Here is a 14,257-nt window from a genome sequence, read left to right on the forward strand (position 1 = left end):
ACGCCATCTTTGCATCGATCGTGCGCGCCAGAAGTATTCAGAGTTCAGATATTTCGCGATGTTCTGATGGGCCGACTTTTTCAACACAATAGCCCTAATAGTGGACGTTCAGCGCGGCTGCTGGCGCGCCCGAAAGCGGCCGCTCAATGCGTGTCTTACGCGGCGTAAAGAGAACCGCCCGCTGAGCACGTTGCAAACGCTTGCGCTTCGGAGCGTCGGAGTTACGACAACGTTTATGTGGTCAGCATTCAAAGTCCTGGCATCTCGGATCGGCCTGACGGCAGAACAAGTCGCGGAAGTCCAACGCAATGAAGGGGACTCGATAGTTCAAGATCCATTGCATCCCGAAATTGGTTACATGGTCCGCCCTGACCCCGACTGGACAGCCCGGATGGGCGAAGCATGGAACGGAACGCTCGCGAATAGCCGGAGAGAATCGGCCGGGACTATACCGATCGAAGATGGGCTGCTGTCGGTCGCCGAGGCGGACACTCCTGGTAACTCGGTAACGGCTGTCGTCGTCCCCGGCAGCTACGAGGTTACGTTCACCGTTGCGCACATGGGCGCTGAGGAGACCTACGACTATCTAGAATATGTCTCGCATGCGTTTGTGCTGCTGGAGGGTCGCAGGAACGTTGCGCTGATCGAGCCGCTGGCAGACGAGAATGGCGTCGAGCTTGGCTTGAATGCCTCTTGGGTCGCTTTTGCACGCGCGGAAGTGCTGCAGGAGATTGCTGGAGATCATTTTGGTCGCTGGACCTTGCGGATAGGCGACTTGATGTACCGGAAGTCGGCCGAGGGTGTTGTATCTAGTCTTACGTCAATCAAGATCGAGAACGATGACAAGTCTGGATCAGCCATTATTTTAAAGAGCGGCCATGGAAGAGGCAACTATTCTTTGTTCAGGATTGCCGATGTGAACGGGAATAACGTCGGCATCATGGTGGATTTTTTCATCGACAACAGGCCTTGGTAGCTTTGGTAGAATGCGCCATCGCTGTACGTGTGCGTGTTTGCTTCATATCCCGATGATGGGCATCTACCCGCTGAGAGCTATGAACTACGTTCGCATACAACAATGCCCGCTGTAAGCGGACGTTCTGCTTACCACCCAGGTCTCGCCATTCGCCATCCGGTAAGCGGACCCCGAGAGCGGACGGGCGGCTAGCGCCCCACTTCTGGCCGTTCCTGAGCGCGAGAGTGGCGCCCGATTGCGGACATTCGCCTTACCTGCAAAACATCGGCGATGAGCAAGCTCACTATCGCCTACAAGTATGATGCTAGCTTTTTCGACAAGAAGCTGACGCGAGACGATTTCGGTTGGCTATCCGTAGCCGTGGAGACCGACCGCTTCTCAGGAAAGGGCGGCTTCTGGGTTCAGTGGCAGGACGTGAAGGAGTTTGGAGAAGCTCTGGGCAGCTTCCCCATAAGCGAGGACCACCCGATCACTGTGCAATGGGGGTTCGATATGCAGGAGGGCGATGACCTTATCCTTCGTCTTGAGGTCGCACCCGCCGACAAGCGCGGCAATCTTGCTGTTCGATTCGAAGTCGCCGACTACGTTGAGCCCCGAAGTCGAGCGCGGGGAGTCTTCCTGACGAACTACCCAGACCTAGATGCCTTCCGCTTTGAGATAGCACGTTTGATGGACGGCGAGATCGAAAACGCGACTTTAAACGGTCAGTAAGTCCGCTTTCGTCGAGTTTGGCCCAAAAGCAGACTGTCGCCTTCCCACCCAAACATCGCCATAGCACTGGCCTCTGGCGCAACCCGAAAGCGGTCGCTTGGCCGGTGGGCGTGCCATTTGACAGTCGTGGGCGGACGCTCACCCCCGCTGCACATGGAGAAAACGAGAAAGCTCACCGCTATGCGACGACCCCTTTCGAGGTCGATGCCAGTGTGACAGGAACCGCGAGAACTGAGTACCGTCCCTCTCAATCCCCCACGTTGCCGTTCTACAAATGATCAACATCAGTGCCCCAACATGCGATCTTCAGCGGTCTCTGGACCCGCTGAGGAGACAATCATGTTCAAATTGCACGACGAGTTGATCGCCGAACTCTCGAATTTGCTCACGGCGCAGAAATACAACTCGGTGGTCGTGGCGAATCATCGCCTCTACGCCCGAGCCTTTCTCGATTATCTGGCCGAGTGCGACATGCAGGTGGAAACTGTGACACCGGTGCAGGTCGATCAGTATTTGGCCTATGCAACTCAGGATTTCGAAGCCCAATACGGTCGGCCTCCTAGTGCGCGCTGGCACGTGCTGCCCCGCACGTCGATTAACAAGCTGCTTCGGCTTGCCCAAGGCAAATGGCCGCCTGCGACAGAGATAATCGAACCCGAAACTGCGTATCGTCAGGCGATCTGCTGCGAATACGAGGAATGGCTGCGCGACGAGCGCGGTCTGGCATGTGCTACCATCGCTGCGCTTATGTGGGAGGCGCGGAACTTCCTGCGATGGCAGTTCGAACGGGGCGGTGCTGCAAGCCTCGACAAGTTGAGCATCGTTGAGATCGATCTCTACATGGACCTGCGCGCGCCTGGATTACGGCGCAAATCATTGGCCGATGTCGCTGAACGGCTCCGATCGGTGGTGCGCCATTTGCATCGGACGGGACGCATCCCGACCGACCTCACACCGCACATCATCGGCCCCATGCTCTACGCCTATGAAGGTGTGCCCTCGACGTTGGACAAGAGCCAAATCGCTGCAGTGTTGGCAACGACGAAGAAAGACGGATCGCCGCGAGGATTGCGCGATTTTGCGATACTTCAGCTGCTTGCCACATATGGGCTGCGCGCAGGGGAGATCTGCCGCCTTCGGCTTGAGGACGTGAACTGGCGCCGAGAGTCCCTGCGTATTCGTCACACCAAGAACGATGCGTACTCCTACATGCCGCTATTGGCACCGGTCGGTGAGGCGCTCCTCGACTATTTGCGCCAAGGGCGCCCCTTGGTCGAGAGCCGGGAAATCTTCGTCCGATCCTGCGCGCCCTACATTGCGATGACAAACCTGTACGGCATGATCAGCGGGCGGTTAGCAGCCGCAGGCGTCGAGCCGCCGGGAAAGCGAGGACCGCATGTGTTCCGCCACGCACGCGCGGTCGAAATGCTGCGGGCGTCGGTCCCACAGAAAATCATCGGCGACGTGCTTGGGCATCGATCCACCGAATCCACCAATGCCTATCTCAAGCTGGCGACCGAAGATCTCCGAGCCGTGGCGCTCGATGTACCTGCCCTGGAGGTGCTGTCATGAGCGCCTGGCACGATCCCGACTGTACCGTCGTTGACACCTTTCTGAAGAAATCGCAATTCCGGCCGGGAAGTACGCCGACTTATCGCTGGTACCTTCGCAGCTTTGAGAATGTAGCCCGACGTTATCCGGCGGTTGACCGGCAGATGCTCGGCGCCTGGCTGAAGGAAATGCAAAAACGTTGGCAAGTGTCGACGCTGCTCAACCAAGTCTGCATTGTCGATCGCTTCCTCGACCACCTCGTCGAAGTTGAGCTGATCGCAGATAACCCCGTCGCCGTGCTTCGCGGTCGATACAACGTCAAACAAAGCAAGCCGATCTGGCGAGCGCTGGCTTCCCCAAATCCCGACGAAGCCTTGGCCGCATTGCGTCGCCCCGCGCCCTACGGCAGCGTGTTGGGAGGCTTCATGCGTGAGCATGTCGCGTTGATGCGGAGCCGCGGCTATCAGTATGAGACTCAGGCTCACTGGCTATTGCGGTTCGATCGGTTCCTTCAGTCAAACCCCGACCTAGCCGAGGTATCGCTTGAGACAATGCTGGCGCGCTGGGCAACTGCCAAGCCGACCCGCAATCACGCGGCTGAATGTCAAAAGCTAGCGCGCATCCTGACCAAAGCGCGGTACCGCCTTGATCCCAGCACGCCGCCGAAACGCTTCGATGTCCGGCCGGAGCGGGAAGTGGCGCGCGAGCATCGACGGCCGCATATCTTCAGTCCGGCCGACGTACGGCGGCTGCTTGATATTGCCCGCTCGTATCCGTCGCCGGAGGCTCCGCTGCGGCCTAAGGTCCTCTACACGATGGTAGTTCTGGCCTATTGTGCCGGACTGCGCCGCGGTGAACTCGCCGGGCTTGATCTGGGTGACGTGGACCTTCAATCCGACACGATCACGGTCCGGGGAACGAAGTTCTACAAGACAAGGATCTTGCCCCAAACCGGCAGCGTGATGGCCGAATTACGGGTCTATATCGATGCAAGGCGCTGCGCCGGCGCCCCGCAGGATCCTGGGTCCGGGCTCTTTTGGCACGAGCACTTCAATGATCGCTACACCCCGGTGACGGTCTCAACGATGATCACCAACGTCATGCGCCGCGCAGGGTTCAAGCCCCCGACGGGGCGGGCGGGGCCCCGCGTTCATGACCTGCGCCACTCGATGGTCGTGAATCGGATCCTTCAATGGTATCAATCCGGCATCAATCCGCAGGATAGACTGCGCTTCCTCTCCACCTATATGGGCCACCGGGACATCAACTCCACGCTGGTCTACATCACCGTCACGCAGGACCTGCTGCAGGAAGCAAGCGAGCGGTTCCGAACCGTCGGCGTCCGATGCCTCACTATGGAGGCGCAGTCATGACGCCGCGTAATTCCTTCCCCGCTTTGTTGCGGGCGTTCTTCCAGGAATGGCTGGCCGAGCAACGCAGTGCTTCTGTCCATACAATCCGTTCCTACCGCGACACATGGCGGCTGTTGCTTCGGTTTGTTGCCGAGCGAAAGGGCGGCGGGGTTGCGCGTATCACACTGGCCGACGTCTCGGCGGTGGAGGTTCGGGCGTTCCTTCACCATACCGAGCATGGGCGCAGGGGCACGATCGGTACACGCAACTGCCGGCTTGCCGCGATCCGCAGCTTCTTCAGCTTCGTGGCGTACAAGGATCCCGAACATATCGCGCAATGCGCCGAGGTTCTGACCGTCCCGCTCAAGCGGGAGCCCACCGCTGCGCCTTGCTATCTCGAGCCGGAAGAGGTCGAGGCGATCCTCGCGCAGCCCGACCGGTCGACAATCGAAGGAATGCGCGACCATGTGCTGCTCTCGTTTCTGTACAACAGCGGCGCTCGCATTCAGGAAGCTCTCGACCTGTGTTCCAACGCGGTCCGGTTCGAAGCCCCGCACTACGCTCGCCTCTATGGCAAGGGCCGCAAGGAACGGGTCTGTCCACTCTGGCCGGAAACCGTAACGTTGCTCAGGAAGTTGTTGGAACGCTATCCGCGCGCGCCAGATCAGCGGATCTTCGTCAACAGATATGGTGAGCCGCTAGGTGCCTCGGGAGTGCGGTTCAAGCTCGCTGCCTATGTAGTGGAAGCAGCCAAGTCCATTCCGACGCTTCGGTCAAAACATGTGACGCCGCACAGCTTCCGGCATGCGACCGCCGTTCACCTTGTCGCTGCCGGGGTCGACATTACCGTCATACGCAGTTGGCTGGGACACGTCAGCCTCGACACGACCAACCACTACGCACAGGCCAATTTGGAGACCAAGCGGAAGGCCTTGGAGCTGGTGGGTCCACCGTCGGCGAGCAACGTTCCACCTTCGTGGAAGCGAGATGCCAGCTTGATGGAGTGGCTCGACACCCTATGAAATAATGCGAAGGAAGTGGTGGTCAGTCTCCCGGCTATGCGTGCCTACGCCGCGCTCCTTCGCATTATCGTCACCTCGCGATAAGGCAGGATCTATTGCTATCTCGAAAGCGACGTACCGACGGTTCGCCCTCTCAAGGTTGTGATCCGCTGGCATGGAAGGTTTCCTCTTTATCGCGAGGTCGAAATAGCGTTGGCCGACCTCCCGGCAGTGGCGCCACTGCTGCTCTGTCGGGCAGTCGGCTCGACAAGCGGGCGCCAAAAGCGCGTAATCTCCGTTTTCGGCGAGTTTACACTCATATCGAACGGTGAGGGCGGCCCTCCGCGAATAATCGAGGGCACTCCATACGAAGTACCACTCGGCTTGGCTAAGCGGGCGGAACTGGAAATTCGAGCTTGGAAATTCGTGAAAATAATAGCGCCACGTATAACCGTTCTCCTGACGGTCGACTGCGACCGGGCTGGGCATGGAAGCCGTGGATCGCTGATCGGCGCTGCCGGTCGTGGCGGCCATTAACGCCGGTAAGATCGCCCCGACGTTCCCCATCAATCTCCTCTCTCCCCGGCTGCTTTCCCCCCCACCTAGCATCAAAAGCTGCCCGGCTGAAAACCACCCACTCTCGGACGCTTGGCGCTTGTGGCAATGGCGCTCGTATAAATTCACGCCCTTTGCGTGGCAGGCCAAAAGATCACGGACGACATTGAGGTCGTCGCCCCGGCTAGATGCTGTCCGTATGCCGGGGCGACGCGGCGCACTACATCGCGGAATATGAACAAGCGGCTACGAGCCGTGCCCACGGGGGGGTAGTCGGATAAGAGGCCGGGTTGTGATGCGGCGGCCTTCTGTCACTATCGGCGAGCCGGAGCGGCTTTAACCCCTTTCACCGCTCCGGCCACTTCCTACTCCGAGCGGCTATCGCCTTTGAGGTCCTCAGCAGTCAGGTCGGCTTGGTCTTTGCCGATGATGTCGCGGTCCTCGCCATTCGCCCCTGGATCGGACTTTCCGCCGTCCACGGGCTGCTGGGCAGGGTCCTGAGGAAGCTTGCCATCGTCGCTGGTGGTCGCTGGCGTGTCGTTGTCGCTGGTCATGGTTGATCCTTGTCTGTCCGTCCAAGCTCAACCTGTGGGATGGGGCTAAAGGCCCGCTTCTTCACACATCTATCTCGCGTCGCTCCATCTCCGGGCAGAGCAGAACCGCAAACGGTGGCGGGGTGCGTCGTTGAGCAGCTTGCCACCAGGCCGTAGACTCATGAAGCGGACGGTCGGCAAGCGCCCAAACCCGGCAGTTCAGGTCAGATTGCGTAGAGCCGAGAGCGGTCGCGCATCGCAAGCATCCTGGACGCGAACCAAACTTGGGAGCAGCGGATTCCGCCCGACTGAAGCGGCAGAGATATCACATCCAGATCCATCGCGGACGGGCTCTCGTCATCTGGTTGGCATAGATCCCGCGCATGCCTTGTTCCTTCGCCACTTCGAGCAAACTCTTCGACCAGTGCCAAAAGTATAGGTCCGGATCTCTGAACGCATGAACGTTTGGCGGGATGTCCGCCCGAAAACAAACGTCACCCCCGAACGAGGCTTTCGCGAAATACTTTCCTGAAGGAAATACCGTTCCGTTGACGGTGACCTCAGTGCGTTGGGGATCTACGGACTCGATGAGGCGCGCCGGCATCGCGGCGCGGAAATCCAGATCCTTGTCCGTGGCAACCACTCTAGCAGGACGATGAACTATCGCTCCGGCATCGATCGTTGCGATCAAATCGACAAGGCGCGGCGAGAGGAAGTAAATATCCGAATCTGTCGAATAGAAGTCGCCGATGTCGGCTGCTCGACCGTCGAGCCGCGCCACATACCGGTCGATGACGTCAATGTCGGTCGCCCGACGAAGTCGGCTTCCCAAGAATGGCATCGTGGGGGCGGTACCACGATCCGCCCAATTCAATGCTGGGATATCAATGCCGTATCGATGCACCTCGAAGAACCGCTGATGGTCATCGCTCGGCTGCTCTGCCGGCGGATAAACACGTTGTTCACCCGGCGGAAGCGCAGCGAGCATTTCCGCGATAGACGGGTTAGACATGCCTGCTTTCCCTTCATCCCGGGCCCGGCGCTCATCCTGCCGCTCTCCGGTCCTGTTGTACCAGCGAGCTGGTAGTCTGCCTTGCTTTCGTGACCATCAAGAGGTCAGAGCGTGATTGGAATCAATCTCAGCGTGACTCTGGCGCTTATTTGTCTCGCAACTGGCATCTGCGCACACTTGCAGTAGCCGCCACGCTGCCGCCCATCTTAACTATTCGAGAGGCCAGAATGCTTAGCTGCTCAACAATTGTAGCGACTCACGTCGAGTGTTGCCTGAGCACGAGTCTCAGGCAAGGTGAGCGAATGGCGGCTTGCTGGATCGACGTTCGGCTAACCCAACGACCGGATGTTGGCGGGTGACTGAGATCGCGAGCTTCATGAACAAGCGTCCGCTTACGCCGTCCGAGCGCCCGTGAGCGGACAGACCGCTTCCCACCAATCTCGGACCTTCCTGATGCAAAACTCAACAGCTTTGCATCAGCGCAGCGGCGCAAAGCGGGCTGGCGGCTATCGTCCATCTGCCCGGCTGAGCAACCGCTAGCCTACTGCAGATGCCCAAGCGCCTGCTTCAACATCTCGTCTAATGAACTGCGCGGGCTCCGTCCCGCCGATGCTGCTAGTGTGGCTTCCAAGCCGTGCGAGCGAAGTCGAAGGCCGCTGGTGCGCCTGGACCCTTGAGCTTAGCTAAGTCGCAGAGAACGTCGAGCCCACCTCCTTTGGAATTCGACGCAGCCGCATCGGCGGGTGTTCGACCACCCATCGGAACCTCGCCGGCAAAGGTCTGCGACCCCAGCAACTGGGCGGTTCGGGCCTGGCAATCGACCCGAACATCGACGATCGTATACAGCAGCACTGGCGCCATTGGTTGCGCCTTTGGCACTATCAGCATGGCAACCTCTACAGTCGAACCAGTGTGCTTCGCGCCTCCAACATTCAGTGCGCCGACCACTTGATCCGACCGCTTGAACTCGCGCCAGTCCTCCGCTTGCGCCCCTGCATTGGCGCAGGCCAAAGGTATAATAGCTAACCTCAAAAGTCTGCTTATCACTAAACGGTCCCTCGTCGCCCTGCTCTACACCGTAACTGCAAGCCCAGATGCCTGCAAATAGGTGTTTGCCGACATTCGCGACCGATAACGGGATCAACAATGCGGACCCGTCAATCCATCATTAGTTCGCAACGCCAGTTACCGAGACGGCAGCTTTCGCCCCGAAGCCGACGTTTACGGCGTTCGCGGCTGTGCCTCAATGCGGACGTTCGTTCGGCGCCGCGACGAGGCTGACAATCGCCCACCGACAGCGGTTCATCGTTCATCCACTCTAGAGGGACGGCGGCGCCTCCTCAAAGAGGCAGAAGCGCCTTGAGGCGTTCGAAGCGCTTGGGCGGAAGCACGTCCGCAGGGCGGTACGCCCCTTCGAAACATGGCACCCCTTTCGGAAGCGCCACCCAACTGGGCTTCTCTGCAACGAAGATGGCAGCATCCGGCCGGACAGAAGAAGGATCATCGAGCGTTCCGACACGTACCGCTGCTCCTGCCTCCCCTAGCCGCGGGTAGTGGCTCCAAACAGGCGTTCCGCAAAGCGCACACCGCATGATCGTCTGAACACCGCCACTCCCGGTTGTCAGTTCATGAGCTGTAAGCTTGCCGGACAGATGTTCTACTCGATCTGTCTCGATGAAGGCGTTCACGGCAGAGCCCGTACCAGTCTGCTTCTGGCAGAGGCTACAGTGGCAGTTGTTCACAAAGATCGGCGCATCCTGCATCCGGTATCGAACGGCGCCGCAACCGCACCCGCCCTCCATAACTTCAGCCTGTAGAGCCATTGCTTTCGCCTCCTTGCTGCCACAGGCTTGTCCAATGTCGAACAGGGGGCGCCGCGGCAACCGCTGCGGTGTTGTCGCCAGCGGCGCGGGACGCACCATCTGATCCAAGCCGATTGTCCGCAAGCGCCCCAGTCCCGATGTTACCGCTGCCCGGCGAAGAGGGGCAGGCAGCTTGCTGCAACAGACTCACTTTCTGCCCAATTATTGAGAGCGCTCCGTGTAGCTCGATCTGAATGCGTATCGGTACGCGGTCCTACCTACGTGATCTGACACTAAATCTTAGAGAGTTTCGACAATCTTTGAGACGGCCACAAGCTGACAGATATGTGTGCTTCGGATTTCTGAGTGCGGGAGCCGGCTGCGCTCCTGGTGTGGGGCGAGAACGTTGATGGTTCTTAGCCTAAGTTTGCTGAGACGTGGTCGTGAGCGTGATGCCGTGCTAGGAGTTCAATATACCATACAAATCGTTTGAGGCCGCTGTCACGTATGGCGGAGTAGCAATGTGATTACTGGCAATCATGGGAACGTTCACCACCTACAAGCCGCTGGACAGCTGATATCGTCGTCATGGGACGGCGAATTTTTCGGAGAGAACGAGCGACGCGCGCGCCGCTACAAAACGAACATTCCAGCTGTACTGAGCCGTAAGGGTTGCAACCCGATCGACGTGGTAGTCCTAGACGTCTGCTCTGCTGGCTGCCGCCTTGGGTTAACTGGGCCGCTTAGTGTTGGGAGCTCCGTTAAACTATTAGTAGGTGGGGCTCCCCAGCTGAGTGCCAGCGTGTGTTGGAGCCATAAGGAGGCCGCGGGTTTGGCCTTCGATCCTCCACCTCCGTTGGGAGTGTTTGAGAAGCTGCTCGATTACTGAGGCTGTTTAGCACGTAGGTAATAGATTCGATTGCAGTGCGAACCGCGAAGGATTTTGGGAAGAAGCCAAACGCCCTCAATCATCGCGCGACAACAGCTCTAAGCGTCTGGCCTTTATTGTGCATCCCTAAAAACGCCCTTCCGCTTCCGCCCCAGTGTCGGCCGTTCAGGCCCCTGCTCGCGTCGCCAATAGCGGACCTTCGTTCATCCACCGGGCCAACGGCAGAAAACGCCCAACCGAAGATGTGCGGAGGCGACAAAGCACGCACAAAGATCAGCCGGGAACTCCCAAGAAGTGAACACTGATCGAGCGGAGGCGAAGATTGCTTCGGCCGGGGCGCCTATTGAGCCTTTGACTCCCATTCCGGCTTCAGCTTCGCCTCCAGCTGGCGAAGCTCCTCATCAAGCAGCGTTACCATCTCATCATCCTCGTCGCTGATGGCGAAGCGGATGCGAGTGGCTAGTTCAGCGATGGCGTACTGCGCGTGAGCCACTGCGTTTTGCTCGCGGTCGATGACTGCGGTGGCATCGGTCGCAAGCCTGGTGAGCAGCGCCAGGGCTGTGACATCGATGGTTCGCGGTTTCTGGTCTAACACGCACAGCGTACCAAGAGCGAACCCGTCGCTAGTGACCAATGGAGCCGCGTAGTAGGCGCGCACGTCCATCTCAATCACGGCCGGGGCGAACTTGAAGCGCGGCTCGCACCAAGCATCAGGAACGCAGAGAGGTGCGAAGCCGGGCACCTGAATTGCGGCGTCGCAAAAACTGTCCGGCCGCGTGAATTCTCTGGGGTCAAACCCATAAGCTACCGCAAGCCATAGCCGGGATCGGTCAACGATGGAGACCGCCGCGTAAGGGAAGCGCGTTGCTGCTGCGGCTAGTTCGACGATCTGACAGAGCTCGGCATCGCCTCGCATTCCGAACACACCGCTCGTCAACACCCTTGCTTGGCGGCGCGCTTCTGGCAGTCTCTTTCGAGAGCTATCATCTTGGTTCATGCAGCATGTCCTCGACGTCTCGTTGCGAGTTTATCGGTTCAGCGGACGCCCGCAATTGTGACGTAAGCGGTCGTTCTCGCGATTTCGAGCCGAACTGCAGCTATCACCCATACCGCTCATGAAGTCTTCGGTCCAAGCCGCCCAGGTCTGCCGTTCGCGATCAACAAAGCGGACCCCAAAAAGAAAGCCGTTTAGGGTGCGTACTGCTGGACCTGAAAGCCGCCGTTCACTCAGCGGCTCAGCTTCTGCTTTGCAGCACCGGACGCGGATGTGGGAGCGCCAGACATGCCCCGTCAGAAGCTCGACCATTCCTGTGTAGATGCGTTGGGCGAGATCGACGCGGGTAGCGGCTTGATCGGGGACCTATATCCCAAGCGTGACCCGCTCTTTGGCGACGTTGCCGTTGCGCGGAACGCCTTTTGAGTGCCGTTCCCCACATCGAACTTTGCCGCCTCGTCAGCAAGCGCTGCAACTTCGCCCGAGAGGTTGCGAGCGGCGGCCGAGGTTTCCTCCACCATCGCGGCGTTCTGCTGAGTCGACTGATCCATAGTGCCAATGGCTACACTGATCTCGCTGATCGCGACGGACTGCGCCTTGTTATCGCTAGCTATTTGACCAAGGAGCGAGTGCACTTCCGCGACGCCGCCGGAGATGTTGGCAAGGGCGCCGTCCACCTTCTGCACCATGTCGACTGCGGCAACGATGTCGGTCTGCGTGGCGGTGAGCTGGTCGCGCGCGCGTGCGGCTTCTTCTTCCGAGCGCATCGCAAGCGCCGAGACCAGGTCGGCGACGACCGCAAAGCCACGACCTGCCTCACCGGCGCGACCTGCCTCAACTGCGGCGTTCATCGCTAGCACGCGGGTCTGGAAGGCGATCTTGTCGAGACCTTCGATGACACTGTCGATGCCCTCGGCGCCATCAGCGACCCGCGCCATCGCCTTGACCGCTTCGTCAGCTACGGACCGCCCCTCTTCCACGCTCGAAATTGCGCCATCGGCTCGCACAACTGTGCGGCTCGCTGCCTCAGCGGTCGCCTTCAAGCGACCGTCCATCTGAGTGACTGCGGCGGATGTCTGTTCTAAACTTGCGGCGTTCGCCTCAGTGCGGCGTGCGAGATCTTCCGAAGCTTGTGCGATTTCACCGGAGCCGGTGCGAATTGCGTCAGCGCTGGTTGCGACCGATCCGATCAACAACCTCAGGCTCTCTAGAGCTGCGTTGAAATCCGCCTTAAGCCCGGCGTAACCAGCCGGAAGATCTTGTTCGATCTGAGCGGTGAGATTGCCGGCAGTCAGCTGAGCTAGGTGCCGACCAAACAGAGCCACCACCTCGGCCTGTTCGGCCGAATGCTTCTGCTGCTCGACCGCCGTGTTACGGAAGGTTTGCATCGCGTTGGTCATTCGACCGACGCAATCCTTATAGTCGTTGTAAGCGATGGGACTGGAAAGATCGCCGGCGGCCAGCCCCTCCATCCTCACTACAGTGTTCACGTAAGGGTCGCAGACAGCCCTTCTGAAGCGAATTGCTAGAATGATCGCAGCTCCGATTACACAAGCCTGTATTGGAAGCGTTATCCAGCCAGCTCCAAAGGCTGACACGATCGCGTTCAGCACCATCAGGCCAACCATCCAGCCGAAGGCAACCTTCATTTTTAACCGGATCGGTGCGGTTGCTTCGAACCACTGCATGTTCACTTGCTCTCTCCGTCACATACCCTGACGCGAAACGGCGTACGGCCACTGGCATCGACGTGCGCCAGTATGGGTGTGAGAGTCTTATAGAGGCGGGCGGTGGCGTAGCCCGCGAGCGGACATAGATTGGAAACACTTTGCTACACGGCAGCTCATAACGGTCTCGTGGCAAACCGGCACGACGGTGCAAGCCGCAACAGAGATGGGCTCCCTCAGGAGCCGGCCCATCGGCGCCCCGCTATTCGCTGAATGAGCGTCCGGTTCCGCTAATCTCCAGCTGAAAGCAGACGGTCTCCAATCCACCCAGGTCTCGCCATTCGCTATCGACAAAGCGGACCCCGAGAGCGGACGGGCGGCTAGCGCCCGATTGTGTTGAAAAAGTCGGCCTTGCAGTAGTGTCAGCGGTCTGATTCAATCTTTGCGAGACAAGCGGAGACGAGCCGATGATGGGCGAGCGGGTGATGGCGCAGGAAGCGCTGTTCTACAGCTTCAGCTTGGAGCGGCATGTCCCCGCGGACCACATGCTGCGCTCGATCGACCGGTTCGTCGACCTGTCGGGCATCCGCGAACATCTGAAGCCGTTCTACAGCGAGATGGGGCGACCATCGATCGACCCCGAACTGATGATCCGCATGCTCATCATCGGCTACTGCATGGGGATCCGTTCCGAGCGCCGGTTGTGCGACGAGGTACATCTGAACCTGGCCTATCGCTGGTTCTGCCGGCTGAGGCTGGAGGGCGACGTTCCCGACCACTCGACTTTCTCGAAGAACCGTCATGGGCGTTTCCGCGACAGCGACCTGCTGCGCCGGCTGTTCGAAACGACGGTCGAGCGGTGCATGGCCGAGGGGCTGGTCGGTGGCGAAGGCTTTGCTGTCGATGCGAGCCTGATCCGCGCCGATGCCAATCGTCAGACTGGCGGGCCGGGTAGCGAGGGCTTGCCGCCCGACGCCGACAATCGTGCCGTTCGCGAGTATTTTGCCGTCCTCGACGATGCCGCATTCGGGGCGGCGACGCCGGTCCTGCCGAAGTTTCTGGCGCCGGCGGATCCAGCGTCGCGCTGGACCTGCGCGCATGGCGGGCAGGCTTATTACGCCTACTCGACCAACTACCTCATCGATCTCGACCATGCCGTCATCATGGACGTGGAGGCGAGTACCGCGATCCGGCAGGCCGAGGTGACCGCCTGC

Annotated in this window: 12 protein-coding genes; 7 read left to right on the plus strand and 5 right to left on the minus strand. The window is 59.5% G+C overall.

Translation table 11 applies throughout. The annotated features are described in order from the left end of the window. The first annotated feature begins 235 nt into the window (after window positions 1-235). The 5 genes from FHT02_RS20465 (at window position 236) to FHT02_RS20485 (ending at window position 5,612) form a co-directional block, all read left to right on the plus strand. The gene (locus FHT02_RS20465) at window positions 236-976 is read left to right on the plus strand and encodes a hypothetical protein (RefSeq protein WP_184091944.1); all 741 of its coding nucleotides are present in this window, start codon (window positions 236-238) and stop codon (window positions 974-976) included. A gap of 270 nt (window positions 977-1,246) precedes the next feature. Beyond that, window positions 1,247-1,687: a hypothetical protein gene (locus FHT02_RS20470; protein ID WP_184091946.1), complete on the plus strand. Its 441-nt coding sequence runs from the start codon at window positions 1,247-1,249 to the stop codon at window positions 1,685-1,687. Between the two features lie 339 nt (window positions 1,688-2,026). Next, window positions 2,027-3,259 (plus strand): site-specific integrase, encoded by a 1,233-nt coding sequence (locus FHT02_RS20475; protein WP_184091948.1) that lies wholly within the window; start codon window positions 2,027-2,029, stop codon window positions 3,257-3,259. Further along, window positions 3,256-4,611: a tyrosine-type recombinase/integrase gene (locus FHT02_RS20480; protein WP_184091950.1), complete on the plus strand. Its 1,356-nt coding sequence runs from the start codon at window positions 3,256-3,258 to the stop codon at window positions 4,609-4,611. Before FHT02_RS20475 ends, FHT02_RS20480 begins: the two co-directional genes overlap by 4 nt. Next, window positions 4,608-5,612 (plus strand): tyrosine-type recombinase/integrase, encoded by a 1,005-nt coding sequence (locus tag FHT02_RS20485; protein ID WP_184091952.1) that lies wholly within the window; start codon window positions 4,608-4,610, stop codon window positions 5,610-5,612. Before FHT02_RS20480 ends, FHT02_RS20485 begins: the two co-directional genes overlap by 4 nt. 899 nt (window positions 5,613-6,511) lie before the next feature. On the opposite strand, the gene FHT02_RS20490 is transcribed toward FHT02_RS20485, so the two are convergent. The 3 genes from FHT02_RS20490 to FHT02_RS20500 form a co-directional block, all read right to left on the minus strand. Then, on the minus strand, window positions 6,512-6,700 hold the full coding sequence (locus tag FHT02_RS20490; RefSeq protein ID WP_184091954.1) for a hypothetical protein: 189 nt from the start codon (window positions 6,698-6,700) through the stop codon (window positions 6,512-6,514). 304 nt (window positions 6,701-7,004) lie between these two features. Then, window positions 7,005-7,691: an imm11 family protein gene (locus FHT02_RS20495; protein WP_184091956.1), complete on the minus strand. Its 687-nt coding sequence runs from the start codon at window positions 7,689-7,691 to the stop codon at window positions 7,005-7,007. 1,340 nt (window positions 7,692-9,031) lie between these two features. Further along, window positions 9,032-9,613: a GFA family protein gene (locus FHT02_RS20500; protein ID WP_246352602.1), complete on the minus strand. Its 582-nt coding sequence runs from the start codon at window positions 9,611-9,613 to the stop codon at window positions 9,032-9,034. Window positions 9,614-10,016: 403 nt separating this feature from the next. Between FHT02_RS20500 and FHT02_RS22335 the strand changes: the two genes are divergently transcribed. Beyond that, the gene (locus FHT02_RS22335) at window positions 10,017-10,382 is read left to right on the plus strand and encodes a PilZ domain-containing protein (RefSeq protein WP_425506472.1); all 366 of its coding nucleotides are present in this window, start codon (window positions 10,017-10,019) and stop codon (window positions 10,380-10,382) included. Between the two features lie 340 nt (window positions 10,383-10,722). Here FHT02_RS22335 and FHT02_RS20505 read toward each other — a convergent pair whose 3' ends face one another. Both FHT02_RS20505 and FHT02_RS20510 read right to left on the minus strand, forming a co-directional pair. Beyond that, window positions 10,723-11,379 (minus strand): GAF domain-containing protein, encoded by a 657-nt coding sequence (locus FHT02_RS20505; protein WP_184091958.1) that lies wholly within the window; start codon window positions 11,377-11,379, stop codon window positions 10,723-10,725. Window positions 11,380-11,672: 293 nt separating this feature from the next. After that, window positions 11,673-13,064 carry a methyl-accepting chemotaxis protein gene (locus FHT02_RS20510; protein WP_184091964.1) on the minus strand — a complete coding sequence of 464 codons (1,392 nt, stop codon included), beginning with the start codon at window positions 13,062-13,064 and terminating at the stop codon, window positions 11,673-11,675. Between the two features lie 446 nt (window positions 13,065-13,510). On the opposite strand from FHT02_RS20510, the gene FHT02_RS20515 reads away from it, so the two are divergent. Continuing rightward, on the plus strand, window positions 13,511-14,257 hold a 747-nt coding region (locus FHT02_RS20515), incomplete at its 3' end, for a transposase (protein WP_184091960.1).

It is taken from the genome of Sphingomonas xinjiangensis (genome assembly GCF_014199255.1).
In the GTDB taxonomy this organism is placed as follows: Bacteria; Pseudomonadota; Alphaproteobacteria; order Sphingomonadales; family Sphingomonadaceae; genus Sphingomonas; species Sphingomonas xinjiangensis.

What these genes read in the sequence shown, in the direction of transcription:
- FHT02_RS20475 (WP_184091948.1), top strand. Translation starts at nt 2,027, where the DNA reads ATGTTCAAATTGCACGACGAGTTGATCGCCGAACTCTCGAATTTGCTC.
- FHT02_RS20470 (WP_184091946.1), top strand. Translation starts at nt 1,247, where the DNA reads ATGAGCAAGCTCACTATCGCCTACAAGTATGATGCTAGCTTTTTCGAC.
- FHT02_RS20490 (WP_184091954.1), bottom strand. Translation starts at nt 6,700, where the DNA reads ATGACCAGCGACAACGACACGCCAGCGACCACCAGCGACGATGGCAAG.
- FHT02_RS20500 (WP_246352602.1), bottom strand. Translation starts at nt 9,613, where the DNA reads ATGGTGCGTCCCGCGCCGCTGGCGACAACACCGCAGCGGTTGCCGCGG.
- FHT02_RS20495 (WP_184091956.1), bottom strand. Translation starts at nt 7,691, where the DNA reads ATGTCTAACCCGTCTATCGCGGAAATGCTCGCTGCGCTTCCGCCGGGT.
- FHT02_RS20465 (WP_184091944.1), top strand. Translation starts at nt 236, where the DNA reads ATGTGGTCAGCATTCAAAGTCCTGGCATCTCGGATCGGCCTGACGGCA.
- FHT02_RS20510 (WP_184091964.1), bottom strand. Translation starts at nt 13,064, where the DNA reads ATGCAGTGGTTCGAAGCAACCGCACCGATCCGGTTAAAAATGAAGGTT.
- FHT02_RS20485 (WP_184091952.1), top strand. Translation starts at nt 4,608, where the DNA reads ATGACGCCGCGTAATTCCTTCCCCGCTTTGTTGCGGGCGTTCTTCCAG.
- FHT02_RS20480 (WP_184091950.1), top strand. Translation starts at nt 3,256, where the DNA reads ATGAGCGCCTGGCACGATCCCGACTGTACCGTCGTTGACACCTTTCTG.
- FHT02_RS20505 (WP_184091958.1), bottom strand. Translation starts at nt 11,379, where the DNA reads ATGAACCAAGATGATAGCTCTCGAAAGAGACTGCCAGAAGCGCGCCGC.